The 24,863-nt window shown below is 63.9% G+C and carries 24 protein-coding genes; 13 read left to right on the forward strand and 11 right to left on the reverse strand.

Going from position 1 to position 24,863, the window contains the following annotated elements:
• Nucleotides 1–62: 62 nt before the first annotated feature.
• On the reverse strand, nucleotides 63–818 hold the full coding sequence (locus BMW66_RS12175) for an adenosylcobinamide-GDP ribazoletransferase (RefSeq protein ID WP_093118872.1): 756 nt from the start codon (nucleotides 816–818) through the stop codon (nucleotides 63–65).
• Nucleotides 819–899: 81 nt separating this feature from the next.
• Here BMW66_RS12175 and cobT point away from each other — a divergent pair, with 81 nt between their 5' ends.
• The gene (cobT, locus tag BMW66_RS12180; RefSeq protein ID WP_093118919.1) at nucleotides 900–1,913 is read left to right on the forward strand and encodes a nicotinate-nucleotide--dimethylbenzimidazole phosphoribosyltransferase; all 1,014 of its coding nucleotides are present in this window, start codon (nucleotides 900–902) and stop codon (nucleotides 1,911–1,913) included.
• A 21-nt stretch (nucleotides 1,914–1,934) separates the two neighbouring features.
• Here cobT and BMW66_RS12185 read toward each other — a convergent pair whose 3' ends face one another.
• Together BMW66_RS12185 and BMW66_RS12190 are read right to left on the reverse strand one after the other, a co-directional pair.
• The gene (locus BMW66_RS12185) at nucleotides 1,935–3,815 is read right to left on the reverse strand and encodes a cation:proton antiporter domain-containing protein (RefSeq protein WP_093118874.1); all 1,881 of its coding nucleotides are present in this window, start codon (nucleotides 3,813–3,815) and stop codon (nucleotides 1,935–1,937) included.
• A gap of 26 nt (nucleotides 3,816–3,841) precedes the next feature.
• Nucleotides 3,842–4,297, reverse strand: a complete 456-nt coding sequence (locus BMW66_RS12190) for an Lrp/AsnC family transcriptional regulator (protein WP_093118876.1) — start codon at nucleotides 4,295–4,297, stop codon at nucleotides 3,842–3,844.
• A 154-nt stretch (nucleotides 4,298–4,451) separates the two neighbouring features.
• Here BMW66_RS12190 and hppD point away from each other — a divergent pair, with 154 nt between their 5' ends.
• Complete coding sequence (hppD, locus tag BMW66_RS12195; RefSeq protein ID WP_093118878.1) at nucleotides 4,452–5,549, forward strand: 4-hydroxyphenylpyruvate dioxygenase; 1,098 nt, start codon at nucleotides 4,452–4,454, stop codon at nucleotides 5,547–5,549.
• A 344-nt stretch (nucleotides 5,550–5,893) separates the two neighbouring features.
• Here hppD and BMW66_RS12200 read toward each other — a convergent pair whose 3' ends face one another.
• Complete coding sequence (locus tag BMW66_RS12200) at nucleotides 5,894–7,492, reverse strand: phosphoenolpyruvate carboxykinase (protein WP_093118880.1); 1,599 nt, start codon at nucleotides 7,490–7,492, stop codon at nucleotides 5,894–5,896.
• A 350-nt stretch (nucleotides 7,493–7,842) separates the two neighbouring features.
• On the opposite strand from BMW66_RS12200, the gene BMW66_RS12205 reads away from it, so the two are divergent.
• From BMW66_RS12205 to BMW66_RS12235, 7 genes are all read left to right on the forward strand, one after another.
• Nucleotides 7,843–8,544, forward strand: coding sequence for a response regulator transcription factor (locus BMW66_RS12205; protein ID WP_093118882.1), 702 nt, complete (start codon nucleotides 7,843–7,845; stop codon nucleotides 8,542–8,544).
• Nucleotides 8,544–10,265, forward strand: a complete 1,722-nt coding sequence (locus BMW66_RS12210; RefSeq protein ID WP_093118884.1) for a sensor histidine kinase — start codon at nucleotides 8,544–8,546, stop codon at nucleotides 10,263–10,265. The genes BMW66_RS12205 and BMW66_RS12210 overlap by 1 nt, the downstream gene beginning before the upstream one ends.
• A 5-nt stretch (nucleotides 10,266–10,270) precedes the next feature.
• Nucleotides 10,271–10,759, forward strand: coding sequence for an HPr kinase/phosphorylase (locus BMW66_RS12215; protein WP_093118886.1), 489 nt, complete (start codon nucleotides 10,271–10,273; stop codon nucleotides 10,757–10,759).
• Nucleotides 10,756–11,712, forward strand: a complete 957-nt coding sequence (gene rapZ / locus BMW66_RS12220; protein WP_093118888.1) for an RNase adapter RapZ — start codon at nucleotides 10,756–10,758, stop codon at nucleotides 11,710–11,712. Before BMW66_RS12215 ends, rapZ begins: the two co-directional genes overlap by 4 nt.
• The gene (locus tag BMW66_RS12225) at nucleotides 11,709–12,101 is read left to right on the forward strand and encodes a PTS sugar transporter subunit IIA (protein WP_093118890.1); all 393 of its coding nucleotides are present in this window, start codon (nucleotides 11,709–11,711) and stop codon (nucleotides 12,099–12,101) included. The genes rapZ and BMW66_RS12225 overlap by 4 nt, the downstream gene beginning before the upstream one ends.
• A 5-nt stretch (nucleotides 12,102–12,106) precedes the next feature.
• A complete protein-coding gene (locus BMW66_RS12230; protein WP_093118892.1) occupies nucleotides 12,107–12,385 on the forward strand; it encodes an HPr family phosphocarrier protein in 279 nt (92 codons plus the stop codon).
• 138 nt (nucleotides 12,386–12,523) lie between these two features.
• Nucleotides 12,524–13,339: a lysophospholipid acyltransferase family protein gene (locus BMW66_RS12235; RefSeq protein ID WP_245729469.1), complete on the forward strand. Its 816-nt coding sequence runs from the start codon at nucleotides 12,524–12,526 to the stop codon at nucleotides 13,337–13,339.
• A gap of 21 nt (nucleotides 13,340–13,360) precedes the next feature.
• Here BMW66_RS12235 and BMW66_RS12240 read toward each other — a convergent pair whose 3' ends face one another.
• Entirely contained in the window at nucleotides 13,361–14,236 is an 876-nt protein-coding gene (locus BMW66_RS12240) for a 3-hydroxybutyryl-CoA dehydrogenase (RefSeq protein ID WP_093118894.1), read from the reverse strand.
• 172 nt (nucleotides 14,237–14,408) lie between these two features.
• Between BMW66_RS12240 and BMW66_RS12245 the strand changes: the two genes are divergently transcribed.
• Nucleotides 14,409–15,245, forward strand: coding sequence for a DUF6473 family protein (locus BMW66_RS12245; RefSeq protein ID WP_093118896.1), 837 nt, complete (start codon nucleotides 14,409–14,411; stop codon nucleotides 15,243–15,245).
• A 54-nt stretch (nucleotides 15,246–15,299) separates the two neighbouring features.
• On the opposite strand, the gene BMW66_RS12250 is transcribed toward BMW66_RS12245, so the two are convergent.
• From BMW66_RS12250 to BMW66_RS12270, 5 genes are all read right to left on the reverse strand, one after another.
• Complete coding sequence (locus BMW66_RS12250) at nucleotides 15,300–16,226, reverse strand: electron transfer flavoprotein subunit alpha/FixB family protein (RefSeq protein ID WP_093118898.1); 927 nt, start codon at nucleotides 16,224–16,226, stop codon at nucleotides 15,300–15,302.
• On the reverse strand, nucleotides 16,226–16,984 hold the full coding sequence (locus BMW66_RS12255) for an electron transfer flavoprotein subunit beta/FixA family protein (protein WP_093118900.1): 759 nt from the start codon (nucleotides 16,982–16,984) through the stop codon (nucleotides 16,226–16,228). The genes BMW66_RS12250 and BMW66_RS12255 overlap by 1 nt, the downstream gene beginning before the upstream one ends.
• 162 nt (nucleotides 16,985–17,146) lie before the next feature.
• Entirely contained in the window at nucleotides 17,147–17,719 is a 573-nt protein-coding gene (locus BMW66_RS12260) for a cob(I)yrinic acid a,c-diamide adenosyltransferase (RefSeq protein WP_093118902.1), read from the reverse strand.
• A 4-nt stretch (nucleotides 17,720–17,723) separates the two neighbouring features.
• Nucleotides 17,724–17,927 (reverse strand): twin transmembrane helix small protein, encoded by a 204-nt coding sequence (locus BMW66_RS12265; protein ID WP_093118904.1) that lies wholly within the window; start codon nucleotides 17,925–17,927, stop codon nucleotides 17,724–17,726.
• A gap of 65 nt (nucleotides 17,928–17,992) precedes the next feature.
• Nucleotides 17,993–18,823, reverse strand: coding sequence for an SDR family NAD(P)-dependent oxidoreductase (locus tag BMW66_RS12270; protein ID WP_093118906.1), 831 nt, complete (start codon nucleotides 18,821–18,823; stop codon nucleotides 17,993–17,995).
• A 114-nt stretch (nucleotides 18,824–18,937) separates the two neighbouring features.
• On the opposite strand from BMW66_RS12270, the gene BMW66_RS12275 reads away from it, so the two are divergent.
• Nucleotides 18,938–21,247, forward strand: a complete 2,310-nt coding sequence (locus BMW66_RS12275; protein ID WP_093118923.1) for a DNA topoisomerase IV subunit A — start codon at nucleotides 18,938–18,940, stop codon at nucleotides 21,245–21,247.
• 272 nt (nucleotides 21,248–21,519) lie between these two features.
• Here the strand turns inward: BMW66_RS12275 and BMW66_RS12280 are convergent, their stop codons facing one another.
• Entirely contained in the window at nucleotides 21,520–22,872 is a 1,353-nt protein-coding gene (locus BMW66_RS12280) for a cytochrome P450 (protein WP_093118908.1), read from the reverse strand.
• A gap of 122 nt (nucleotides 22,873–22,994) precedes the next feature.
• Here BMW66_RS12280 and BMW66_RS12285 point away from each other — a divergent pair, with 122 nt between their 5' ends.
• Together BMW66_RS12285 and tuf are read left to right on the forward strand one after the other, a co-directional pair.
• On the forward strand, nucleotides 22,995–23,591 hold the full coding sequence (locus BMW66_RS12285) for a hypothetical protein (protein ID WP_093118910.1): 597 nt from the start codon (nucleotides 22,995–22,997) through the stop codon (nucleotides 23,589–23,591).
• Nucleotides 23,592–23,689: 98 nt separating this feature from the next.
• A partial coding sequence (tuf, locus tag BMW66_RS12290; RefSeq protein ID WP_093118913.1) for an elongation factor Tu occupies nucleotides 23,690–24,863 on the forward strand: 1,174 nt, incomplete at its 3' end.

Raw genomic sequence — 24,863 nt, forward strand, 5'->3', positions numbered from 1 at the left:
AAAGGCCGTGTCCGAAAGGACGCGGCCTTTTTCATGCGCTGCGATCTGTCCGGCGTGGGGGGTCATTGTGCGGCGAGGATCAGCAGAAGGGCGATCTCCGCAATCTGCTGAGTGGCGCCGAGAATATCTCCGGTCTGCCCGCCGATCTTGACCCGAGCAATGGAGCCGCAGGCAGCGGTGATCAGCAAGGTTGCAATGATGAGAGACACGCCCGTGCCTCCGGCAAGCATCAGCGCGGCGAGGCCTGCCAGCGCGGCGGCAATCAGTGCGGTGCCCCGGTCTGCGCGGCCCTGCGCGTGGGACAGCCCGCTGTCGCGCGCATGTGGCAGGGCAGCCATCAGCGCCGGCATCGCCGCACGCGAAAGCATGGCCACCGCGATGAGGGGGCCAAGCCAATCGTCACCCGCAAGAACGGCTCCGACAGCCATCCAGCGCGCCGCAAGCGCGAGGCAGAGCGCGATCACGCCATAGGCGCCAATCCGGCTGTCCTTCATGATCTCCAGCCGCCGGGCGCGATCCCATCCGCCCCAGAGCCCGTCCGCCGCGTCCGAAAGCCCGTCTTCGTGCATTGCGCCGCTTAGGATGACAACCGTTGCGATGAAGAGCAGTGCCGCCAACTCGGACGGAAGCCCAAGCGCCAGGGCCGCGCCGGTCGGCAGTGCCGCGAGTCCTGCCAGAACCGCCCCCGCGAGAGGATAGGCCCATCCCGCCCGCGCCCCGCGCGAAAAGTCGGCGCGCACCGGAAGCCGGGTCAGAAGCGCGAGCGCGGTGAGGATGTCACCGGGGCGGACTGCGGCGGAGGTGTCGTCGCTGAACATGCGGGTGTCTCATTCCTGTCTTGCCGGGAGGGCGTGATCAGGTAAACAGCCCCGACAGGCAAAACACAACGGGAGATGGTCATGTCCGACAGGTTCACAACGCTTGCCGCGTTCCGCGAAGCACTGGCAGCGGCGCCGGGGCCGGACCCCGACGCGACCGAGGGCGCGCAGGCACGCAACAGGCAGTTGACCAAGCCTCCCGGCGCGCTTGGCCGGTTGGAGGATCTGGCGATCTGGTATGCGGGCTGGCGCGGAACCGACCGTCCACGGATTGCCGCGCCGCAGGTGATCGTTTTTGCCGGCAACCACGGAGTGACGGCGCAAGGCGTCTCCGCCTTTCCGGCAGAGGTCACGGTGCAGATGGTCGCCAATTTCGAGGCGGGCGGCGCCGCCATCAACCAGTTGTCGACTCTGGCGGGTGCGAAAATGGATGTGTATGCACTGTCGCTCGATACGCCCACTGCCGATTTCACGCAGGCCCCGGCGATGGATGAGGCGGGCTTTGCCGATGCCCTGCGCACCGGCTGGGATGCGGTGGACCCTGGGGCGGATCTTGTCATCGTGGGCGAGATGGGTATTGGCAATACCACCTCTGCTTCGGCCCTTGCGCACGCGCTTTTCGGTGGTGCGGCAGAGGATTGGGTCGGACGCGGCACCGGCGTGGACGCGGCCGGGCTGGCCAACAAGACGCGGGTGGTGCGCGAGGGTGTCGCGCGGCACGGGGCTGCCGGTGACGGGCTCGATCTACTGTGCTGTCTCGGCGGGCGGGAGCTTGCGGCGATGGCCGGCGCAATCGCGCGCGCCCGTGTTCTGCGTATCCCGGTCATCCTTGACGGGTTCATCTGTTCGGCGGCGGCGGCGGCACTGGAGGCGGCCTGCAATGGTGCGCTCGATCATGCGGTGGCGGGCCATGTCAGTGCCGAAGCCGGGCATGAGACCCTGCTGCGAAACCTGGACAAGGCGCCGCTACTGGCACTCGGGATGCGGCTGGGCGAGGGCTCCGGCGCGGCGGTGGCGATACATCTGCTGCGCGCGGCGGTCGCCTGTCACTCTGGCATGTCCACCTTCGAGGAGGCGGGTGTCGCCGGCGGGTGACGCTACGGGAATTGCCCGCGCTCAGGCGGCATCGTCACCTTCGAGCTTCGACAGAAGCGCGGTCTCAAGCTCTTTCTCAAGCTCGCGGGCACGCTCGACATAGGCGGTGTTCTTGGCTGTCGGAACCTCCGGGTCCCAAAGCTGCGCCAGTTCGCGCACCGAATACCTGTCGTGATTGTAAAAGGTGTTGGTGGCCTGCGCGGCTTCGTATTCGTTGAAGCCCATGTTTTCGAGCACATAGCGCCCGGCGCGTAGCGAGCTGTCGAAAAGCTCGCGCACGATGTCATTGGCGCCCGCCTTGTAGAGCCTGAACACATGGGTGCGGTCGCGGGCGCGGGCGACGATGTGGATATCGGGCCGCATCCTGCGTGCATGTGCGACAAGGCGCAGGGTTGCCTCGGGATCATCGAGCGTGACAACGATCACCCTTGCCTCGTCGATCCCGGCAGCCTGAAGCATCTCCGGGCGCGTGGGATCGCCAAAGAATCCCTTGACCCCGAACTGGCGCATCAGGTCGATGGTATCCATGTTGTTGTCCAGAACCACGGTATTGAACCCCGCGCCGCGCACCAGCCGGTTGACGATCTGTCCGAAACGCCCGATCCCGGCGATGATCACCGGGCCTTCGTCGTCGATCGTGTCGGCATCGCGCGTCGTGACGGACGGGGTAAGCCGTTTGGCAAGCACATCGTGCAGGATGAACAGAAGCGGCGTGATCAGCATCGAAAAGGCCACCACCAGAAGCAGCCGTTCGCCAAGTGCGGGCGGTAGCACATTCTGCTGAAGCGCGAATGAGATCAGGACGAACCCGAATTCCCCGGCCTGCGCAAGGCTGAGCGTAAAAAGCCATTGATCCCGTCCGCGCAGCCGGAAGAGTCTCGCCAGCACAAACAGGACCGCCGCCTTGATCGCGATGACCGCCATGGTCAGGGAGAGGATGATCCAGGGTGCGCCCAGAAAGGTGCCGAAATTGATTCCGGCGCCCACCGTGATGAAGAACAGGCCAAGCAGGAGTCCCTTGAACGGCTCGATATTGCTTTCCAGCTCGTGCTTGAATTCACTGTTGGCGAGCACAACGCCTGCAAGAAATGTGCCAAGCGCGGGCGACAGCCCCACCAAAGTCATCAGAAAGGCGATTCCGATCACGATCAGAAGCGCGAAGGCGGTGTGGATCTCACGAAGGTGGGCACCGTTGATGAAGCGGAACACTGGCCGGATCAGATAGACGCCCGCCAGCACCACCGCCGCCACCACCGCCAGTGTGACCAGCGTGACGCCCCAGCCAGGCAGCCCCTCCACCAGCGACAGGCCCGCCGCGTGCCCGTCGCCATGCGCGGCCTGATCCGATCCGCGCTGTAGCGAGCCGTCGGGCGCGATCAGCGCCGCAGGTGGCAGCGCCAGAAGCGGCAGGATCGCAAGCATCGGGATAACGGCCACGTCCTGTGTCAGAAGCACAGCAAAGGCCGAGCGGCCGCCGCCGGTCTGCATGAGGTGTTTTTCCGATAGGGTCTGAACCACGATTGCCGTGGAGGAGAGGGCAAGGATCATCGCCACAGCGATGGCCACCGACACGGGATAGCCTAGCGCCAGCGCCCCCGCCACGACCGCTGCCCCGGTCAGCCCGATCTGCAAGCCCCCGAGCCCCACAAGTTTATGCCGCATCGCCCAGAGCGTGCGCGGCTCCAGCTCCAGCCCGATGAGAAAGAGCATCAGGACCACCCCGAATTCGGCGAAATGCCGCAGATCCTCCGTCTCCGATCCGACCAGCCCGAGCACCGGCCCGATCATCACGCCCGCGATGAGATAGCCCAGGACCGACCCGAGACCGAGGCGCGCGGCAATGGGCACGGCGATCACCGCGGCGGCAAGGTAGATCGAAGCCTGAAACAGAAAACCTTCCATGAAGTCAAATATCCTTTGGCCGGGCGTCAGGTTGGCAGGGGCGCGTCTCGCTTGAGCTGGTCCATCACGATCTGGCTTTGCACCCGGCTGACAGCCGGATGGGCCAGAAGCACCTCGTGAATCAGCGTGTTGAGAGCCCCGAGATCCCGGCAATAGACACGCAGCATGTAATCCGCATCTCCTGTCAGTGTCCACGCGGAGGTAATCTCGGGCCTGCTGTTCACCAGTGCCGCGAGACTGTGCGATTGTTCGGTTCCGTGCGTGTGAAGCGAAACCTGAACGAACGCCTGCACGCTGAGCCCGAGCCGGCCGGGATTGAGCCGGGCGGAATAGCCCTCGATATAGCCCTCGGCCTCAAGCCGTTGGCGGCGGCGCCCGGCCTGGCTTGGCGACAGGTTGAGGATCTCGCCAAGCTCCTGCGCGGTCAAATGCGCGTCCGTCTGCAGGGCGGAGAGAAGCTTCAAGTCCATGGAATCGAGCATCTGCGCAATCTCCGCATCATTTCCGAGCCTAGCATAAATACTCCGCGAAATTTGTAAATTCGATACGACATTTCGCGGAAACTTCGTGCCCGATTTTCGTTAGAGTGGCGACAAGCGAACACAGACCCCAACCAGATCAGGAGGAGACGCCAGAATGGGACCTTTCCCGCATGACGCCCCGCGCGCCGAAATCACCGCAGAGAACCCCGCCGGCACAGACGGCTTCGAGTTCGTCGAGTTTGCCCACCCCGAGCCAGACCAGCTAAGAGAGCTGTTCACCCGCATGGGCTATGAGCATGTGGCCAACCACAAATCCCGGAAGGTCGAGTTGTGGCAGCAGGGCGACATCACCTATGTGATCAACCACGAGCCGGGCAGCTTTGCCAGCCGCTTCGTCGAAGAGCATGGCCCCTGCGCGCCTTCGATGGGCTGGCGTGTGGCCGATGCGCAAAAGGCCTTTGACCATGCCGTGGCAAATGGGGCCGAACCCTATGAGGGGACCGACAAGACCGTCGACTGGCTCGCCATCAAGGGTATTGGCGGGTCGCTGATCTACTTCACCGATCAGTATTACGACACGTCGCCCTACAACGAGGAATTCGACTGGATCCGGCAATCCAAGCCCAAGGGAGTAGGCTTCTACTACCTCGATCACCTGACCCACAATGTGTTCAAGGGCAATATGGACAAGTGGTTCCAGTTCTACGGCAAGCTGTTCAACTTCCGCGAAATCCGCTTCTTCGACATCGAGGGAAAGGTCAGCGGTCTGTTGTCACGCGCGCTGACATCGCCCTGCGGCAAGATCCGCATCCCGATCAACGAAGATCGCGGCGAGAAGGGGCAAATCGTTGCCTATCTTGAGAAATACAATGGCGAAGGCATTCAGCATATCGCGGTCGGGACCGAAGATATCTACGAGTCGACCGACACGATCGCAGAGCGTGGCCTGAAGTTCATGCCCGCCCCGCCGGAGACCTACTACGAGATGTCCTTCGACCGTGTGCAGGGACATGAAGAGCCTGTGGACCGGATGAAGAAACACGGAATCCTGATCGACGGCGAAGGTGTGGTCGATGGCGGTGAAACGCGGATCCTGCTTCAGATCTTCTCCAAGACCGTGATCGGACCGATCTTCTTCGAGTTCATCCAGCGCAAGGGCGATGACGGTTTCGGTGAAGGCAACTTCAAGGCGCTATTCGAATCGATCGAGCGCGAGCAGATCGAAAAAGGCGAGTTGAACGCCGCAGAATAATTCACCAACGGCCGGATTTTAGAGGGGGCGTGCGCGGCGGGGTGCGCCCTTTTTTGCGAATCAGGGTTAACGCGCTGAAAACGCTGAAAGTCCTGTTTCGGTATAACGTCGGTAAAACGTCGGTATCGCGTCGGTGCCAGATACCGCCCCGCGCCCGTTCGAGCGGTTGTCAACGCGGCGGGCGTTGCATGATCGAGTATTTCAGGAACAGAGAAAAAGGCAGGTCTTATGCCCTATCTTCTCGGGTCAAATACCTCGGGGGGTTTTGGGGGGGCGGCGCCCCCCATCACCACAATGAGTTGCGCCGCAAGGCGCCCCGTTTGAAAACGCGCCCCGTGGGCCGGTCACCCGATCGCGGCGGCCTTCACGTCGGCGTCGATATGGGGCAGATACTGTTCGAAATTCTTCGAGAACATCTCCACCAGTTTCGCGGCCTGCGCGTCATAGGCATCGGGGTCGTCCCATGTGCGGCGCGGATCAAGCAGCACCTCGGCGACACCGGGCGCGGCCACCGGCACGTCGAAGCCGAAATTCTGATCCTTGCGGAAGTCCGCCTCTGCGAGCGATCCGTCCAGCGCGGCGGTGAGCAGGGCGCGCGTGGCCTTGATCGGCATCCGCGATCCGGTGCCATAGGCGCCGCCGGTCCAGCCGGTGTTCACCAGCCAGCAGGTCGCTCCATGCTTGGCGATCTTCTCGCGTAGCAGGTTGCCATAAACCTCGGGGCGGCGCGGCATGAAGGGCGCGCCGAAACAGGTGGAGAAGGTCGGCTCCGGCTCGGTCACGCCGCGTTCGGTGCCCGCCACCTTGGAGGTGAAGCCCGACAGGAAGTGATACATCGCCTGCGCCGGGGTCAGTCGGGCAATGGGCGGCAGCACGCCGAAGGCGTCGCAGGTCAGCATGATGATATTCTTGGGATGCCCGCCGAGCGCGGTGGAGGACGCGTTGGAGATATACTCCAGCGGATAGGCGCAACGCATGTTCGCGGTCAGGCTGTCATCCTCGAAATCAAGCTCGAAGGTTTCGGGATCGAAGATCATGTTCTCGATCACGGTGCCGAACTTGGTCGTCGTGGCGTAGATCTCCGGCTCCGCCTCGGGGTCGAGGTTGATGGTCTTGGCATAGCACCCGCCTTCGAAGTTGAAGGTGCCGCGCTCGGACCAGCCATGTTCGTCGTCGCCGATGAGCACGCGCTCGGGATCGGCCGACAGCGTGGTCTTGCCGGTGCCCGACAGCCCGAAAAACACGGCGGTGTCCACAGGATTGTCCACCGCGTGGTTGGCCGAGCAGTGCATCGGCATGACGCCTTTCTCGGGCAGCAGGTAGTTGAGCAGCGTGAACACGGATTTCTTGTTCTCGCCGGCGTATTCGGTGCCGCCGATCAGGATTGTCTTGCGGTCGAAATTGAGTGCGATGACGGTTTCGGACTTGCAGTCGTGTTTCGCCGGGTCGGCCTGAAAGCTGGGGCAGTTGATGATCGTGAAGTCGGCGATGAACTCATCGAGGTCTTCGCGATCGGGGCGGCGCAGCAGGTGACGGATAAAGAGGTTGTGCCAGGCCAGTTCGGTGATCATGCGCACATTGATCGCGTGGGTGGGGTCGGCGCCGCCGACGAGATCCTGCACATAGTAGTCGCGGCCCTTCATGTGCTCGATCATGTCGGCATGGAGCGCATCGAAACCCTCGGGGCTCATCGCGGCGTTGTTCTCCCACCAGATGCTGTCGGCCACGCTGTCGGTCGTGACGACATGCTTGTCCCTGGGCGAACGGCCGGTGAACTTGCCGGTGGTGACGAGGAAGGCGCCGCCCTTGCCAAGCGTGCCTTCGCCATTCTTCAGCGCCGCTTCGATCAGCGCGGGCTCCATAAGATTGTAAAAGACATTTCCCAGCCCGTCGATCCCCTGATCCTCGAGGCGGAAATTCGGGTTCACCCGTCCTGATGCCATTGTCACACTCCTGTAGCCGCGCGGATGCGGCGGTCCTTTCCCGGGGCGGGCGGGAACGGCCCGGGCCCCATCGGCGCGCCCGGCGCGGGCCGATGGCCTGCTCTTAGCATGACGGTTTTGCGAAAGAACAGGACGGTTCCGCACAGTTAGCGTTACCAGCGCGAAGTTTAGCGCAATCACCCTGCCAAAGGGGCGTCGACTTCCGGAAATTCAGGCCCTGCTAACCAAATTCGGGCACAAATAGGGCCGGAATGTGACCCGAATCGCAGATTTGGATTGATTGCCGGAGGTTAAACGACGCATAATGACCGAAAAAAGCAGGCAAACAGAGCAGAACAAGGAACCGACCAATGTCGAAGATCGCTTTGGTGGACGATGACAGGAACATCCTGACATCCGTCTCCATGACTCTCGAGGCGGAGGGTTTCGAAGTCGAGACCTATAATGACGGCCAGCAGGCGCTGGACGCTTTCAACAAGAAACTTCCCGATATGGCCGTGCTGGACATCAAGATGCCCCGCATGGACGGGATGGATCTGTTGCAGCGGCTGCGGCAGAAAACGAAGATGCCGGTCATCTTTCTCACGTCCAAGGATGATGAGATCGACGAGGTGCTGGGCCTTCGGATGGGCGCGGATGATTACGTGAAGAAACCGTTTTCGCAGCGTCTTCTGGTGGAGCGTATCCGCTCATTGCTGCGGCGGCAGGATGCGGTGGCCGGGATCGCCATGCCCGAGACCGAGGATACAAAGATCATGGATCGCGGTGATCTGGTGATGGACCCGCTGCGCCATTCGGTGACGTGGAAGGGCAAGAATGTGACCCTCACCGTGACCGAGTTCCTGCTGTTGCAGGCGCTCGCGCAGCGGCCCGGTTTCGTCAAGAGCCGCGATCAGCTCATGGATGTGGCCTATGATGACGACATCTATGTGGACGACAGGACCATCGACAGCCATATCAAGCGGCTTCGCAAGAAGATGCGCACCGCGGATTCCGAGTTTTCGGCGATCGAGACGCTGTATGGAATCGGCTACAGGTACAATGCGGAATAATGGCACTGGCTGAGGGCATCGGGGGGCGTTACATGAGCCAGGGCCGCAACGGCGACGTGGTGCTGGGCGATGACTGGGTCGCGCCCAACGCCACCACCGAGAGGGAAATCCGCGGCCGTCGTGAGCGCCGCAGGCTGTTGCCGCTCACCAAATCGCCGCTGACGCGGAAGATCGTGACCTTCAACCTGATCGCGCTTTGCCTGCTGGTTGCGGGAATCCTGTATCTCAATTCCGCCCGTGACAGCCTCGCGGTGCAGCGCGCGAGCGGCCTCATGACAGAGGCGCGGCTCGTGGCCGGTGCGTTCGAGGTCCAGATGCCTGCGGGAGCGCCGGTTAACCTTGTCACCGGAGACGGGATAAATGTTCAGACCACGCTTGACCGGCTGACCCTGAGAGAGGGAACGCGGGTCTTTGTCTATGACACCGGCGGAACGCTTGCCGGGATGGGTCAGGGGCGTGGTGACGATGGCGCGGCCCAGAGCCTAGCGGAACGCCCGCCGGGAACGCCGCTCACCGATGCGATGACATGGGTGTGGGACAAGGTCGCCGGCGACCGTTCGGATTTTCCGCAGCGGATTGCGCCACTGGAAGAGCAGGCGGTGGAGGCCGCGCGTGCCGCGCTGCAAAGCGGGGAGGAGCAGCTGACCACCCTGCGTGGCCCCGAGGGACGCCCGGTCTTTACCGTGGCCACCCCGTTCGAACAGAACGGGCGCACCGTGGGTGTGATCGTGCTGGGTAGCCCGGAGGGCGAGCTGGATCAGATGGTGCGGTCGGAACGCGAACGGGTCTTGCAGATGTTCGTGATTGCGACGGTGGTCTCGGTGGGGCTGTCGATGGTGCTGGCGTCGACGATTTCCAATCCGCTGAGCGACCTTGCCGCCGCGGCGGAGATCGGGCGCGACAGCAATGACGGGCACATGCAGGCCAGCCGGGTGCGGATCCCCGATCTGACCGCCCGCCCCGATGAGATCGGGCGATTGTCCGGCGCGTTGCGGGGCATGGTCGCCGCGCTGTACGATCGGATCGACAGCAATGAACAATTCGCCGCCGATGTCGCGCATGAGATCAAGAATCCGTTGGCGAGTCTGCGTTCTGCGGTGGGGACGATGCGCGTGGCCCGGCGTGAGGATCAGAGGGAGCAACTGCTCGACGTGATCGACCACGATGTCCGCCGGCTCGACCGGCTGGTGAGCGATATTTCCAACGCCTCACGCCTTGACAGCGAGTTGGTCAAGGAAGAGCAGGAGCCGTTCAACCTGCTGGAAATGGTCGGCAACCTTGGTCAGTATCTGGGCGAGGATGCCAAGGGCAAGGGCATTGATTTCGTCACCGATCTGCCGCGTGAGCCGATCATCATTCACGGGCTGGAGGCGCGGCTGGCGCAGGTTTTCGTCAACCTGATCACCAATGCCATCAGCTTCTGCGAGCAGGGCGATGCCATTCGCGTCTGGGTGCGCCGTCGGTCGAACCGTGTTCTGGTGGTGGTCGAGGATACCGGAACCGGCATCCCCGAAGAGGCGTTGGGCAAGATTTTCAATCGCTTCTATTCGCAGCGCCCGCAGGATCAGTTCGGCAACAATTCCGGGCTGGGGCTGGCGATTTCCAAGCAGATCGTGGAGGCGCATGGCGGCGTTATCTGGGCCGAGAACATCCGCCCCACCGATGCCGATGTGACCTCCGAGCCGCTGGGCGCGCGTTTCGTGGTGGGCTTGCCGGTATAGCTGCGATGGGCGACGGGCAGCAAAGCGACACAGGGCCGGTGCCGAAAGGCAGCGGCCTTTTTGGCAGAAACGAGACGGTGCTGCACGCCTCCTGTGTGGCGCGGGCCGGGCGCGCGGTGCTGATCACCGGCGCGTCCGGGTGCGGCAAGTCGGCGCTGGCGCTGCAACTGATCGCTCTGGGGGCGCAACTGGTGGCCGACGACCGCACCCGGCTATGGCAGAGCGATGGGCGTGTCATGGCCGATGTGCCGCCCACGATCCGCGGCCGGATCGAGGCGCGCGGCGTTGGAATACTGACCACACGGACGACCGGACCGGCGGAGGTGGTGCTGGCGGTGGACCTTGACCAGGAGGAGCATGAGCGGCTTCCGCCGGATCGTGACACGATGATCAGCGGATGTTCTGTTCCCTTGCTTTTCGGGATCAACGCGGCGCATTTTGCATCTGCGATTCTGATCCGCCTTGACAGCAGCTCGAGGAGCGCGCCGAGATGAGCGACGACACCGGCCCTGAGATCACGGCCGATACTCAGCGACTGGTCCTTGTCACGGGGCCCTCCGGGGCCGGGCGGCTGACCGCGATCAAGGCGCTTGAGGATGTCGGCTACGAGGCGATCGACAACCTGCCGCTCGGATTGGTGGAGCGGTTGTTCACAGGGCCGGTGCGGGCGCGGCCCATGGCGCTGGGACTGGATGTGCGCAACCGCGATTTCTCGGCTCACGCGCTTCTGAGCTTGCTGGCGACCCTTGAGAAGCACCCCGGGATAGAGCCGGAGCTTCTTTATCTCGATTGCAGTCCGGAAGTGCTCCTGCGGCGCTATTCGGAGACCCGGCGCCGGCATCCGATGGCCCCGGAGGACAGCCCCGAAGAGGGGATTGCGCGCGAGATCCGCCTGCTGGAGGATGTGCGTTTCCGGGCCGATGTCCTGATCGACACGACAGAGCTGACGCCGCACGGGCTGCGCGACCGGATAGAGCATTGGTTCGCGCCCAAGGGCGGGCGGCATCTGGCGCTTTCGCTGGTCAGTTTCAGCTACAAGCGGGGGCTGCCGCCGGGGCTCGACATGGTGTTTGACTGCCGCTTCCTGCGTAACCCGCACTGGGAGCCGGCATTGCGCGCGCTGACCGGGGTCAACCGTCAGGTGGCAGACCATGTCGCCACCGATCCCCGGTTCGACCCGTTCTTCAAAAGGGTGATGGGGCTGGTCAACCTGCTGCTTCCGGCCTATCTGGAAGAGGGAAAGGCGCATTTTTCGATTGGGTTCGGATGTACGGGGGGGCGCCATCGGTCGGTTTTCCTTACGGAAAGGGTGGCGGAAGCCCTTGCGGAGGGGGGCTGGCAGGTGTCAGTTAGGCACCGCGAAATGGACCGGCGAGAGGACACTCCCGGTCCTGAGGTCGTGGCACCCGGCGATGCGCGGCTGGATGATGGGGATAGGCACCGGTGATCGGTATAGTGATCGTTGCACATGGCAGGCTGGCCGGGGAATATCTGGCGGCGGTCGAACATGTGGTCGGCACTCAGAAAGGCATTCGCGCGGTCAATATCGAGGCGGATCACAACCGGACCAGCAAGCAACGTGAGATTTGCGACGCAGCCGACGCGGTCGATAGCGGCGATGGCGTCGTGGTGGTCACAGACATGTTCGGCGGCTCGCCCTCCAACCTCAGTTTGCTGGCCTGCGCGCATGAGAACCGGCGTATCCTCTACGGGGCGAATTTGCCGCTTCTGATCAAGCTGGCAAAAAGCCGCCACATGTCGGTGCCCGACGCAGTTCGGGCTGCGTTGGAGGCCGGGCGCAAGTATATCGACAGCCAAAGTATAAGCACGGACTGAACTTAATGACGGAAACGGTCTCCCGGTCTCTCAGGATCGAGAATGAAAAGGGACTTCATGCGCGGGCGTCGGCCAAGCTGGTCGAGGTTGTCGAGGGGTTTGACGCAACAGCCGAAGTATCCAAGGATGGGTTGAGCGCCGGGGGTGACAGTATTATGGGGTTGCTGATGCTTGCGGCGTCCAGGGGATCGGTGATCGATGTTCAGACCACCGGACCGGATGCCGGTCCGCTGGCCGACGCGATCGAGGCGCTGGTGGCCGACAAGTTCGGCGAAGGCTTCTAGGGCGCGCCCGGGCGCGCAAACGGGATCGGAATATTGGCGGAGACGACCACAGAGCGCAAGGCGGCGAGGCGGGGTTCGTCGGGCGAGCCCGAGTCAGAGGGCACGCAGACGGTCGGGCAGACCTATGACCGCCGCACCCTGACCTATGCCAATTCCTTCGATGACCGGATGACCTCCACCGCGATCCGCACGATCGAGTGGCTGACGGGCAAGGCCACCATTCTGCGGCTGGTGCGGCAGTTCGAGCGCAACAATGCCGAATACCGCGGACAGGCCTTCTGGAGCGGGGTTCTGAAGACGCTTCGGATCGAGGTGACGACGCCGCCCGAGGAGGTCGCCAACATTCCCCGCGATGGCCCAGTCGTGGTCGTTGCCAACCATCCGCACGGGATGGTGGACGGGCTGATTCTGGGAGAGTTGATCGGGCGGGTGCGTCTTGACTACCGGATCCTGTCGCGGTCGGTGCTGACCGGGCTTGACGAGAGCGCGACCTCATTCATGATCCCGGTGCCGTTCCCACATGACCCGAACGCGCAGCGCAAGATGGTGGAGATGCGCGGCCTTTCGATGGCGCATCTGGCCGAAGGCGGTGTCGTGGCGTTGTTTCCGTCGGGGGTGGTGATGTCGTCGGACAGCATGTTCGGCCCGGCGTTGGAGCGCGACTGGAATGTCTTTACCGCCAAGATGATCCGGCAATCTGGTGCGCGTGTGGTGCCGGTCTTCTTTCCGGGCGCCAATTCCCGCCTGTATCAGATCGCCAACCGGATTTCCCCGATCCTGCGGCAGGGGCTTTTGCTGCATGAGATCGTCCATTCGGCGGGCAAGCCGCAGAAGCCGGTGATCGGCAAACCGCTCACCGCAGAGCAGATGAAGCCACTGGAAACCGATCCGCGTGGATTCATGGCCTGGCTTCGAGCGCATACGCTGTCGCTCGGAAGCCGTGGCGCGGTCTGACGAGGCAGGCCCGGCGCAGGGTCAGCGCGTCGGCACCGGAGTCTCTCCGCGATAATCGTAGAAACCGCGTTCGGTCTTGCGGCCCAGCCAGCCGGCCTCGACGTATTTCGTCAGCAGCGGGCAGGGGCGGTACTTGGTATCCGCCAGCCCGTCGTGCAGGACATTCATGATCGCAAGACAGGTGTCCAGACCGATGAAATCGGCCAGCTCCAGCGGCCCCATCGGATGGTTGGCGCCGAGTTTCATCGCATTGTCGATGGAGGCGACGTTCCCGACGCCTTCGTAGAGGGTGTAGCACGCCTCGTTGATCATCGGGATCAGGATGCGGTTGACGATGAAGGCGGGAAAATCCTCGGAGCTGGCGGCGGTCTTGCCGAGCCGCTCAACGATCCCCAGACAGGTCTTGTAGGTCGCCTCGTCGGTGGCGATGCCGCGGATCAGTTCCACCAGTTGCATCAGCGGGACCGGGTTCATGAAGTGGAACCCCATGAAGCGTTCGGGCCGGTCGGTGCGGCTTGCCAGCCGGGTAATCGAGATCGAGGAGGTGTTGCTCGTCAGGATCGTGTGCGGCGCGAGATGCGGGGCGAGCGTGTCGAAGATCTTGTGCTTGACCTCTTCGCGCTCGGTCGCGGATTCGATGATGAGATCGACCCCGCCGAGCGCGGGCAGATCCTGCGTCGGCGAGAGGCGCGCCAGAGCGGCGGTCATATCGTCTTCGGAGATCTGATCGCGGCTCACCTGCCGGGCCATGTTCTTTTCGATCCGGGCCATCGCGGCGTCGAGCGCGTCCTGGCTGATGTCGTTGAGCTTCACCTCGTAGCCCGCGAGGGCCATCACATGGGCGATGCCGTTGCCCATCTGCCCCGCACCCACCACGCCGACCGATTTGATGTCCATGATCCGCCCCTTTCCAACTGTTGCGCCGACCATATGCGGGGGGCGGCGGGGGCTCAAGGGCCGGGGATCGGAATTGGCCGGGGCCGCTAAAACTCAATGCAAAAGCGAGCATTAGCGGATTGGCAACGGGTTTGCCCGAATCTGTCCATGGGTGAGAGCAATAGGTGGTGAGATGTCTTATGAGGCAGTGTCAGATGTTGGGCTGGATTACCGGCTTTGTCACTATGGAAAGTCCCGCGTTCGGTTTCGCGGCCCGAAGCGCAGAGCGCAGGGCGAGTATGCCGTGTTCATCGGGGGAACGGAAACCTTCGGCAAGTTCGTTGAAAGGCCCTTTCCGGAGATGGTTGAGCGGATCGCGCGGGTGCAGGCGATCAACCTCGGTGTGGTGAATGCGGGGATCGACGTGTTCCTGAATGAGCCGGAGGTTCTTTCCATCGCCCGGGCTGCGCAGGTGACGGTGATACAGGTCATGGGCGCGCAGAACATGTCGAACCGCTTCTACCAGGTGCATCCGCGTCGCAATGACCGTTTCGTGACGGCCTCTTCGACCATGCAAAGGGTGTTTCCCGAGGTGGACTTCACGGAGTTCCATTTCACGCGGCACATGCTGGGCGCGCTGTTTGCCGAGGCGCCGGACCGGTTCGATCTGATCCGCGAGGAGTTGCGCGAGGCGTGGATGGCGCGGATGCGGGTGCTGATCGAGCGGATCGGGGGCGATGTGGTGCTCTTGTGGTTCGCCGGACACTCACCGGCGGAACAGTGGCAGGCGGCCGAGGACGGCATCGGCCCGGACCCGATTTACGTTGACCGGGGCATGATCGAGGCGCTGCGTCCCGGGCTGGCGTCGATCATCGAAGTGACAGCCAGCGCGCAGGTTCTGGCGCAGGGAACGGAGGGCATGAGGTGTTCCGAACTCGACAGGGCGGCGGCGCGGCGGATGCTCAACCCGGCGGCCCACGAAGAGGCGGCGGCGGCGCTGGTGCAACCGATCCGGGCGCTCATGGCATGAAAAAAGGCCCGCCGGATCGGGCGGGCCTTTCCTGATGGCGCTGTTCCGGCGCCGTCAGAGCTTTTCGATCAGCTCCGGCACGGCGGTGAAGAGGTCGGCCACGAGACCGTAATCGGCGACCTGAAAGATCGGCGCCTCTTCGTCCTTGTTGATCGCCACGATGATCTTGGAATCCTTCATGCCGGCGAGATGCTGAATCGCGCCGGAGATGCCGACCGCGACGTAAAGATCCGGCGCCACGACCTTACCGGTCTGACCCACTTGCCAGTCATTCGGGGCATAGCCCGAATCGACCGCCGCGCGGGAAGCCCCGACAGCGGCGCCGAGTTTGTCGGCAAGCTGCTCGATCAGCTTGAAATCATCTTCGGAACCGACGCCGCGACCGCCCGAGACGACGACACCGGCAGAGGTGAGCTCGGGACGGTCGCTTTCGGCCACCTTGTCCTCGACCCATTCGGAAAGCCCCGGATTGTCGGCCGCCGAAACGGTGTCGATCGGCGCGGCGGAGCCTTCGCCGGCGGCATCGAAGGTCGAGGTGCGGATCGATATCACCTTCTTGGCGTCTTTCGATTTCACCGTTTGCACGGCGTTGCCGGCATAGACCGGGCGTTCGAACGTGTCGGCATCGACGACGCCCGAGACATCCGAGATCACCATCACGTCGAGAAGCGCGGCCACGCGCGGCAGCACGTTCTTGGCGTCGGTGGTGGCCGGTGCGACGATATGATCATAGTCACCCGCAAGAGACACGATCAGCGCCGCGGTGGATTCCGCGAGCCGGTGGCCGAGGCTCTCGTCTTCGGCCACGAGCACCTTGCTCACGCCCTCGATCTTGGCGGCGGCTTCGCCAGCGGCGGCAGCCGAGGCCCCGGCGCAAAGCGCGGTCACATCGCCGAGTTTCACGGCCGCTGTCACGGTCTTTGCGGTGGCGTCCATCGCCAGTTCGCCGCCGGTCACTTCTGCAAGTAGAAGAACTGCCATTATACTGCCCCCGCTTCCTTGAGTTTCGCCACAAGCTCATCGACGGAGCCCACGATTTCACCGGCCTTGCGCGTTTCCGGTTCGGTGGTTTTCACGATCTCCAGCCGCGGTGTGACATCGACGCCGTAGTCTTCGGCGGTCTTTTCATCCAGCGGCTTTTTCTTGGCCTTCATGATGTTCGGCAGCGAGGCATAGCGCGGCTCGTTCAGGCGCAGGTCCACGGTGACGATGGTGGGCATCGTGACCTTGATGGTCTGAAGGCCGCCATCGACCTCTCGCGTGATCAGCGCATGATCGCCATCGATGTCGAGCTTGGAGGCGAAGGTGCCCTGCGACCAGCCCAGCAGCGCCGAAAGCATCTGCCCGGTGGCGTTCATGTCGTTGTCGATCGCCTGCTTGCCCGCGATCACGAGGCCGGGCTGTTCCTCTTCCACGATCTTGGCGAGGATCTTGGCGACGGCCAGCGGTTCGATGTCGGTGTTCACGTCATCGGCGGCCACGACGAGGATCGCCCGGTCCGCGCCCATCGCCAGCGCCGTGCGCAGCGTTTCCTGCGCCTGTTTCACGCCGATGGAAACGGCCACGACCTCATCGGCCTTGCCGGCCTCTTTCAGACGGATCGCCTCTTCCACGGCGATCTCGTCGAAGGGGTTCATCGACATTTTTACATTGGCGAGATCGACACCCGATCCGTCCGCCTTCACACGGACCTTCACGTTGTAGTCGATCACGCGCTTCACAGGCACAAGTACCTTCATGAGCGTTGGACTCCTCTTCGTGTTCGAACCGGCGCACCGGCCCCTGACTATGACTCTCCGCGGTGTTGATACCGGCTCTGACGCGTCTGCAACAGAGCAAAATCGTCACCTGACGCCCCTCCGACGCCGCGTTTCAGGGATTTACCGCGATTTCACATACGATCAGCGGTTCGCCCCCGGACTCCAGAGGATATCCGCCTTGCCGCCATCATTGGCCGTGCGCGCCGCGACGAAGAACCAGTCCGACAGGCGATTGAGATAGGTCAGCGCGGCGGCGTTGACCGATTCGTGCTCTGTCAGCGACACGGTCAGCCGTTCGGCCCGGCGCGCCACGGTGCGGCACAGATGCAGATGCGCGGCCAGTGGTGTGCCGCCGGGCAGGATGAAGCTGCGCAGCGGCTCCAGCCCCTTGTTCATCGCGTCGATCTCGGCCTCGAGCCGTTCGACCTGAACGTCATCCATGCGTAGCGGGGGATAGTCGGCCTCCGCGTCCCGCTCCAGGTCGGGGCGGCAGAGATCGGCGCCCAGATCGAACAGATCGTTCTGAATCCGGGCCAGTGCGGCGTCTATGTCACCGTCCGCATGCAGCCGCGCCAGCCCGACGGTGGAATTCAGCTCATCGGTGGTGCCATAGGCGCTGACGCGGTCGGTGTATTTGTGCACGCGCGTGCCATCGCCAAGCGCGGTCTGCCCCTTGTCGCCGGTGCGGGTGTAGATCTTGTTGAGAACGACCATTTCTTCAGCCCCCTTGCCTGAGCCAGACAAACAGCAGGATCAGCACCACCGCGACGAATTGCGCGGCGATGCGCAGGCGCATGATCTTGTTGGCGTATTTGCGGTTGAAATCGCCCCCCTTGGCAAAGCCACCGACCCCGATCATCAGGATCACGAGCACGGCCAGCACGGCAGCGGCGACAACGTAGAAAAGCGGGTCATCGAGCATCTATTGCTCCTTTCAGGCGTTTGCGCCTGTACCTAGCAGGTACGGGAAAAAAGGCGAGGGGCAGGTTATCCTTTTGCCAGCAGCCAGTCCAGCGCGCGGACCGGCAGAACCCTGCGCAAAAAGGCCATCGCGTAGGTCGGGGTCGTGACGAAATATCGCGGCCGGGGACGGGGGGACTCCAGCGCGCGCAGGAGCTTTGCCGTGACCGCGGCGGGGGGCAGTTCGAACCGGTCGGCGCCGCCCGTTTCAGCATAGAGCCGTGGGCGCAGTCTTGCGTCATACTGCGCCGCGCGTGCGCTCTTGCGCCAGTCGATCCATTTCTCGAATTGCAGGGCGGCATTGGCGCGGAACGGGGTGTCGATCGGCCCCGGTTCGATCAGCACGACATGCAGCGGCGTGTCGCGCATCTCGATCCGGAGCGTGTCGGTCAGTGCCTCAAGCGCGAATTTGGTGGCGTTATAGGCCCCGCGCCACGGCGCCGAGACCAGCCCCAGCACCGAAGAGCAGTTGACAATCCGCCCGTGGCCCTGCGCGCGCATCACGGGGATCACCTGCCGGGTGAGATCGTGCCAGCCGAAGACATTGGCCTCGAAAATGGCGCGCAGCGCGCCGGCTGGCAAATCCTCGACCGCGCCGGGCACGGCATAGGCGCCGTTGTTGAACAGCGCGTCGAGCGTGCCGCCCGTGGCGTTCAGCACCTCTTGCAGGCCGCTGGCGATGGTCTCGCCCCGCTCATAATCGATCAACGGGCTTTCGAACCCCATCTCGCGCAGGCGCGTGCAGTCATCGGGTTTGCGGCAGGCCGCGAACACACGCCAGCCGCGCGCCCGCAGACCCTGCGCGGCGTCCAGGCCGATCCCCGAGGAACAGCCGGTGATGAGAATGGATTTCGCCATGGCGCGCCCTGTCTGACCTCGCGTTCAGCTATTCGAAAATCGGGTCCGGGTGCAATGGGCGGCGAGCGGATGCTTTCGCTTGCCGCGATTTGCCAGTGTCGCTATCACCGTGCCATGACCGACCTTCACGATAACGGCGAAACGCCCTCTCTCAACGTGTTCGAACCGCTGCGCCGCGCGCTCAGCGAGCGGTATCTGACCTATGCGCTTTCGACCATCATGCACCGGGCGCTGCCCGATGCGCGCGACGGGCTGAAGCCGGTGCACCGGCGCATCCTCTACGCCATGCGCGAGCTGAAGCTCTCCTCGACGGGGGGCTTTCGCAAATCGGCGAAGATCTCGGGCGATGTGATGGGCAACTATCACCCGCACGGCGACGCCGCGATCTATGACGCGATGGCGCGGCTGGCGCAGGATTTCAACGTGCGCTATCCGCTCGTGGACGGGCAAGGCAACTTCGGCAATATCGACGGCGACAACCCCGCCGCGCCGCGTTACACCGAGGCGCGCATGACCGCCGTGGCCGAGGCCTTGCTGGACGGGCTGGACGAGAACGCGGTCGATTTCCGCGAGAATTACGACGGCACCCTGACAGAGCCGATTGTCCTTCCGGCCAGCTTTCCCAACCTTCTGGCCAACGGCTCCAGCGGGATCGCGGTGGGCATGGCGACCAACATCCCGCCGCATAATATCGCGGAGCTTTGCGATGCCTGCCTGCATCTGATCAAGGTGCCGGATGCGCGTGACGACACGCTTCTGAATCATGTTCCCGGCCCCGATTTCCCCACCGGCGGCGTGATCGTGGAGCCGAAGGAGAACATCGCGCAGGCCTATCGCACCGGGCGCGGCAGTTTCCGGGTGCGCTGCAAATGGGAGGTGGAGGATCTGGGCCGCGGCCAGTGGCAGATCGTGGTCACGGAAATCCCCTATCAGGTGCAGAAATCCAAGCTGGTGGAAAAGCTGGCGGAGCTGATCCAGACGCGCAAGGTGCCGATCTTGGCCGACATCCGCGACGAGAGCGCCGATGACATCCGCATGATCCTCGAGCCGCGCTCCAAGAACGTGGAGCCGGAGGTGCTCATGGGGATGCTGTTCCGCAATTCCGATCTGGAGCTGCGGTTTTCGCTCAACATGAACGTTCTGATCGACGGGGTGACGCCCAAGGTCTGTTCGATGAAAGAGGTGCTGCGCGCCTTTCTCGATCACCGGCGCGAGGTGTTGCAGCGTCGCTCCCAGCACCGGCTGGAGAAGATCGACCACCGGCTCGAAGTACTGGAAGGCTTCATCATCGCCTTTCTCAACCTCGACCGGGTGATCGATATCATCCGCTATGACGAGGCGCCCAAGGCGGCCCTCATGGCCGAGGACTGGGGCCGCGATCATGTGCGCGCCACGTCGGAGGCCGATTATGTCTCGCCCCTGCCCGCGACCGGAGAGGGCGAGCTTTCGGAAGTGCAGGCGGAGGCGATCCTCAACATGCGGCTGCGCAGCCTGCGGCGGCTGGAGGAGATGGCGCTTGTCAAGGAGCGCGACGATCTGATGCTGGAGCGCGCCGGGCTTGAGGATCTGCTGGACGACGAGAGCCTGCAATGGGGCCAGATCTCGGACCAGATCAAGGAGACCAAGCGCCTGTTCGGAAAGGATTATCCGGGCGGGGCGCGGCGCTCTGTCTTTGCCGAGGCCGACGAGGCGGAGGAGGTTCCGATCGAGGCGATGATCGACCGTGAGCCGATCACGGTGGTCTGTTCGCAGATGGGGTGGATCCGGGCGATGACCGGCCATATCGACCTTGGCCGGGAGCTCAAGTTCAAGGACGGCGACGGGCCGCGCTTCATGTTCCACGCCGAGACGACGGACAAGCTTCTGGTGTTCGGCTCCAACGGGCGATTCTACACCGTGAGCGCCGCCAACCTGCCCGGCGGGCGCGGCATGGGCGAGCCGCTGCGGCTCATGGTCGATCTGCCCAATGAGGCTGACATCGTTGATATCCTTATACATAAACCGGGTCGCAGGCTTCTTGTGGCCTCCACGGCGGGGGATGGGTTCATCGTGTCCGAGGACGAGGTGGTGGCCCAGACGCGGACCGGGCGGCAGGTTCTGAACGTGCGGGGCGAGGCAAAGGCACTGCTGTGCCGTCCGGTGACGGGCGATGCGGTGGCCTGCGTGGGCGAGAACCGCAAGGTGCTTGTCTTCGACCTGGACGAACTGCCCGAGATGGGACGCGGCAAGGGGGTGCGGCTTCAGCGGTACAAGGACGGGGGGCTGAGCGATGCGATCACCTTCACCCTGTCCGAGGGGCTGAGCTGGAAAGATCCGGCGGGACGGACGCGCACCGAGACCGATCTGACCGAGTGGCGGGGCAAGCGCGCCGGCAGCGGCCGCATGGCGCCGCGGGGGTTTCCGAGGGACAATCGCTTCACCTGAACGCGAATCAGGGTTAACGCGCTGAAATCACAGAAAAACCCGTTTCGGTATCGCGTCGGTAAAACGTCGGTATTCCGTCGGTATGGCCGCAGCGTATCGTGCCCGATTGGGCGTGATGAACGCGGCACGCGTTGCATTTTTGAGTATTTCTGGAACAGAGAAAGGGCGGGTTGCGTGAACCGGGCAGGGTGCGGTGTGGCCGCATTGGGGGGCGGCCATGCGCTGCGCGGCGGTGCGTCCCGCGCGTTCATTCCGCGTGTGACGGCACGGCCTCAGACCGGCTCGGCGGTGAGCCAGACCCCGCCCTCGGGGCGCAGGGTGAGGATCATCACCGGACGGGGCGATTTGCCCGGCACGGCCGAAAAGCGAAAGCGTGTCAGCAGCGTGGCCAGCACCAGCACCGCCTCTTGCAGCGCGAAGCTCGCCCCGATGCAGACGCGCGGGCCGTCCCCGAAGGGCAGATAGGCGTAGCGGTCCACCTTGGCGCCATCGGCGAAACGCTCCGGGCGGAAGGCATCGGGCGCGTCCCACAACTGATGATGGCGGTGCAGCGCGTAGATCGGGATCATCACGGTATCGCCGGGGCCTACCCGCCGCCCGCAGAGCGTGTCGTGGTCGCGCGCGGTGCGCGAGATGATCCCCGCCGGCGGATAGAGGCGCAGGGTCTCATCGACGATGGCGCGGATGAAGGGCAGCTTGGCGGCGTCCTCTCCGGTGGCGGTGCGGGTGCCGAGCACCGATTGCGCCTCTTGCCGGGCCTTTTCCTGCACCTCGGGATCGAAGGCGCAGAGGTAGAGCGCCCACGACAGGGTGAGCGCGGTCGTCTCGTGCCCCGCGACGATGAAGGTGAGCAGGTTGTCGCGCAGCTCCGCGGTGTTCATGGCGCGTCTGGTTTCGGGGTCTTCGCCCTCCAGCAGCAGGTCGAGCAGGTCGGGCGTGCCGCGCGGCCCGCTGGCGCGGCGCGCCTCGATCGCGTCGTCGGCCACGGTTTTCATCGCCGCCACGGCGCGGCCGGAAAACATTCGCCCGGGGCGCGGTATCCAGTCGGGCATGCCGAGCATGTCGAGCAGCGAGAGTTTCCCCGCCTCCGCGATATAGGCGTCGATGGCGCGATGCACTGCACCGCTGTCGAACACGTCGTCGCCCGAGAAGGTCACGTCGGAGATCACGTCGAAGGTGGTGCGCACCATCTCGTCGAGCATATCGACGGCGCGGGGGCCGGCGGCCTCGATCCGTTCGGTGGCACGGGTGGCGGCGGCGGTCATGATCGGCCCCATCGCTTGCACGTTGCGGCGCGAGAAGACGGGGGCCGCCGCGCGGCGTTGCCAGCGCCAGTGCGCGCCCTCCGCGATGAAGAGCGATTCGCCGATCGCCGGGCGCAGCAGGTTCTTGGTGGCCTGCGACTTGGGGTAGTCATCGACCCGTTCGAGAAGGATGCGCCGAATCGCGCCCGGCTCCATCACCATGTGCCAGCGGATGCCGGTGCGCCCGGAAACCATCGGCTGGCGGGTGGCAATCTCGGGCAGGATCGTGAGCAGGTTCTCGCGCGCGGCGCGCAGGCTGCCCAGAAGGCCGAGCGGCTGTGTGGCAAGCGGCGCGTGGGCGGGCAGGGCGGCATCGGTCATCGGTTTCTCCCTTTGAGGGGAATATAGGGGGGCGCGGCGCCGGGGCAAAGGTTTGCGGCGCTTTGTTGCGTGGGGGCGGCGCATCAGCTATTGCGGTGCGTGAGTTGCAATGGAGCCCGCCGATGACACGTCTTCTTTCCCTGCTTGCGCTGCTGACCTCTCTGGCGTCCTGTGGTGGCGATCTGAATGATCCGCCGGCCGATCTGGGCAATTTCGCTCTGGGGCACAATATCGTGGTGGCGCCCGATTTGGTGAAGGGTCCGCTGTCGCGCGAGGCCAGCAAGGACGAGTGGATCGAGGCGATGAAATCGGCCATGGCGGCCCGGTTCGAGCGTTATGAGGGCGACAGATTCTATCATTTCGGGGTGAATGTGTCGGGCTATGTGCTGGCGCAGCCGGGGGTGCCGCTGGTGTTCTCGCCGAAATCGGCGCTCGTGATCACTGTGAGCGTCTGGGACGACAAGCTCAACAAGAAGCTCAACCCAGAACCCTATCAGATCACCGTGACCGAGGATTTCTCGGGCGGGAGCATCCTCGTCGGATCGGGCTGGGCCTCGACGCGCGAACAGCAGATCAAGAACCTGACGTTCTCGGCCGCGCGGGCGGTGGAGCGGTGGCTGGAACAGAACCGCGAATGCCTTGGCGACGACGTTCCGCCAGAGGTCGAGGCGGACTGCTGGAACACCAAATCCACGGGTCCGGACCTGGGCTCGCAATAACGTCAGGACCCGCTTGATTTTCCCCGCGCAACCCAATATGAGCCGCGCGGAGAGTAATTGGGCCAGATGGCCCCCGAACCACGAGGCGCCGGAATACTATGGCAAAGCAAAAGTTTGAGCGCGGCAAGCCGCACGTAAATATTGGCACGATCGGCCACGTCGACCACGGCAAGACGACGCTGACGGCGGCGATCACGAAGTATTTCGGCGACTTCCAGGCGTATGACACGATCGACGGGGCGCCGGAGGAGAAGGCGCGCGGGATCACGATCTCGACGGCGCATGTGGAATACGAGACCGACAACCGCCACTACGCGCATGTCGACTGCCCCGGCCACGCCGACTACGTCAAGAACATGATCACGGGCGCGGCGCAGATGGACGGCGCGATCCTGGTGGTGAACGCCGCCGACGGGCCGATGCCGCAGACGCGCGAGCACATTCTTCTGGGCCGCCAGGTCGGTATTCCGGCGATGGTGGTGTTCCTCAACAAGGTCGACCAGGTGGACGACGAGGAGCTTCTGGAGCTTGTCGAGATGGAAGTGCGCGAGCTTCTGAGCGAGTACGACTATCCGGGCGACGACATTCCGATCATCGCGGGCTCCGCGCTGGCGGCGATGGAGGGCAACAACCCGGAAATCGGCGAGAACAAGATCCGCGAGCTGATGGCGGCGGTGGACGAGTATATCCCGACGCCGGAGCGGGCCATCGACCAGCCGTTCCTGATGCCGATCGAGGACGTGTTCTCGATCTCGGGGCGCGGCACGGTTGTGACCGGCCGGGTTGAGCGCGGCGTTGTGAACGTCGGCGACGAGCTTGAGATCGTCGGCATCAAGGACACCAAGAAGACGACCTGCACGGGCGTTGAGATGTTCCGCAAGCTGCTCGATCGCGGCGAGGCGGGCGACAACGTGGGTGTTCTGCTGCGCGGCATCGACCGCGAGGGCGTGGAGCGCGGGCAGGTCCTGTGCAAGCCCAAGTCGGTGAATCCGCACACGAAGTTCGAGTGCGAGGTCTACATCCTGACCAAGGAAGAGGGCGGTCGCCACACGCCGTTCTTCGCCAACTACCGCCCGCAGTTCTACTTCCGCACGACGGATGTGACCGGGACGGTGACGCTGCCCGAGGGCACGGAAATGGTGATGCCGGGCGACAACCTGAAGTTCTCGGTCGAGCTGATCGCGCCGATCGCCATGGAAGACGGGCTGCGCTTTGCCATCCGCGAAGGCGGCCGCACCGTCGGCTCCGGCGTCGTGTCCAAAATCCTTGAGT

This window comes from Salinihabitans flavidus, assembly GCF_900110425.1.
Taxonomy (GTDB): domain Bacteria; phylum Pseudomonadota; class Alphaproteobacteria; order Rhodobacterales; family Rhodobacteraceae; genus Salinihabitans; species Salinihabitans flavidus.

What these genes read in the sequence shown, in the direction of transcription:
- hppD (WP_093118878.1), top strand. Translation starts at nt 4,452, where the DNA reads ATGGGACCTTTCCCGCATGACGCCCCGCGCGCCGAAATCACCGCAGAG.
- rapZ (WP_093118888.1), top strand. Translation starts at nt 10,756, where the DNA reads ATGAGCGACGACACCGGCCCTGAGATCACGGCCGATACTCAGCGACTG.
- BMW66_RS12275 (WP_093118923.1), top strand. Translation starts at nt 18,938, where the DNA reads ATGACCGACCTTCACGATAACGGCGAAACGCCCTCTCTCAACGTGTTC.
- BMW66_RS12210 (WP_093118884.1), top strand. Translation starts at nt 8,544, where the DNA reads ATGGCACTGGCTGAGGGCATCGGGGGGCGTTACATGAGCCAGGGCCGC.
- cobT (WP_093118919.1), top strand. Translation starts at nt 900, where the DNA reads ATGTCCGACAGGTTCACAACGCTTGCCGCGTTCCGCGAAGCACTGGCA.
- BMW66_RS12185 (WP_093118874.1), bottom strand. Translation starts at nt 3,815, where the DNA reads ATGGAAGGTTTTCTGTTTCAGGCTTCGATCTACCTTGCCGCCGCGGTG.
- BMW66_RS12205 (WP_093118882.1), top strand. Translation starts at nt 7,843, where the DNA reads ATGTCGAAGATCGCTTTGGTGGACGATGACAGGAACATCCTGACATCC.
- BMW66_RS12240 (WP_093118894.1), bottom strand. Translation starts at nt 14,236, where the DNA reads ATGGACATCAAATCGGTCGGCGTGGTGGGTGCGGGGCAGATGGGCAAC.
- BMW66_RS12200 (WP_093118880.1), bottom strand. Translation starts at nt 7,492, where the DNA reads ATGGCATCAGGACGGGTGAACCCGAATTTCCGCCTCGAGGATCAGGGG.
- BMW66_RS12215 (WP_093118886.1), top strand. Translation starts at nt 10,271, where the DNA reads ATGGGCGACGGGCAGCAAAGCGACACAGGGCCGGTGCCGAAAGGCAGC.
- BMW66_RS12255 (WP_093118900.1), bottom strand. Translation starts at nt 16,984, where the DNA reads ATGAAGGTACTTGTGCCTGTGAAGCGCGTGATCGACTACAACGTGAAG.
- BMW66_RS12280 (WP_093118908.1), bottom strand. Translation starts at nt 22,872, where the DNA reads ATGACCGATGCCGCCCTGCCCGCCCACGCGCCGCTTGCCACACAGCCG.
- BMW66_RS12250 (WP_093118898.1), bottom strand. Translation starts at nt 16,226, where the DNA reads ATGGCAGTTCTTCTACTTGCAGAAGTGACCGGCGGCGAACTGGCGATG.
- BMW66_RS12260 (WP_093118902.1), bottom strand. Translation starts at nt 17,719, where the DNA reads ATGGTCGTTCTCAACAAGATCTACACCCGCACCGGCGACAAGGGGCAG.
- BMW66_RS12285 (WP_093118910.1), top strand. Translation starts at nt 22,995, where the DNA reads ATGACACGTCTTCTTTCCCTGCTTGCGCTGCTGACCTCTCTGGCGTCC.
- BMW66_RS12175 (WP_093118872.1), bottom strand. Translation starts at nt 818, where the DNA reads ATGTTCAGCGACGACACCTCCGCCGCAGTCCGCCCCGGTGACATCCTC.
- BMW66_RS12190 (WP_093118876.1), bottom strand. Translation starts at nt 4,297, where the DNA reads ATGCTCGATTCCATGGACTTGAAGCTTCTCTCCGCCCTGCAGACGGAC.
- BMW66_RS12245 (WP_093118896.1), top strand. Translation starts at nt 14,409, where the DNA reads ATGTCTTATGAGGCAGTGTCAGATGTTGGGCTGGATTACCGGCTTTGT.
- BMW66_RS12270 (WP_093118906.1), bottom strand. Translation starts at nt 18,823, where the DNA reads ATGGCGAAATCCATTCTCATCACCGGCTGTTCCTCGGGGATCGGCCTG.
- BMW66_RS12230 (WP_093118892.1), top strand. Translation starts at nt 12,107, where the DNA reads ATGACGGAAACGGTCTCCCGGTCTCTCAGGATCGAGAATGAAAAGGGA.
- BMW66_RS12265 (WP_093118904.1), bottom strand. Translation starts at nt 17,927, where the DNA reads ATGCTCGATGACCCGCTTTTCTACGTTGTCGCCGCTGCCGTGCTGGCC.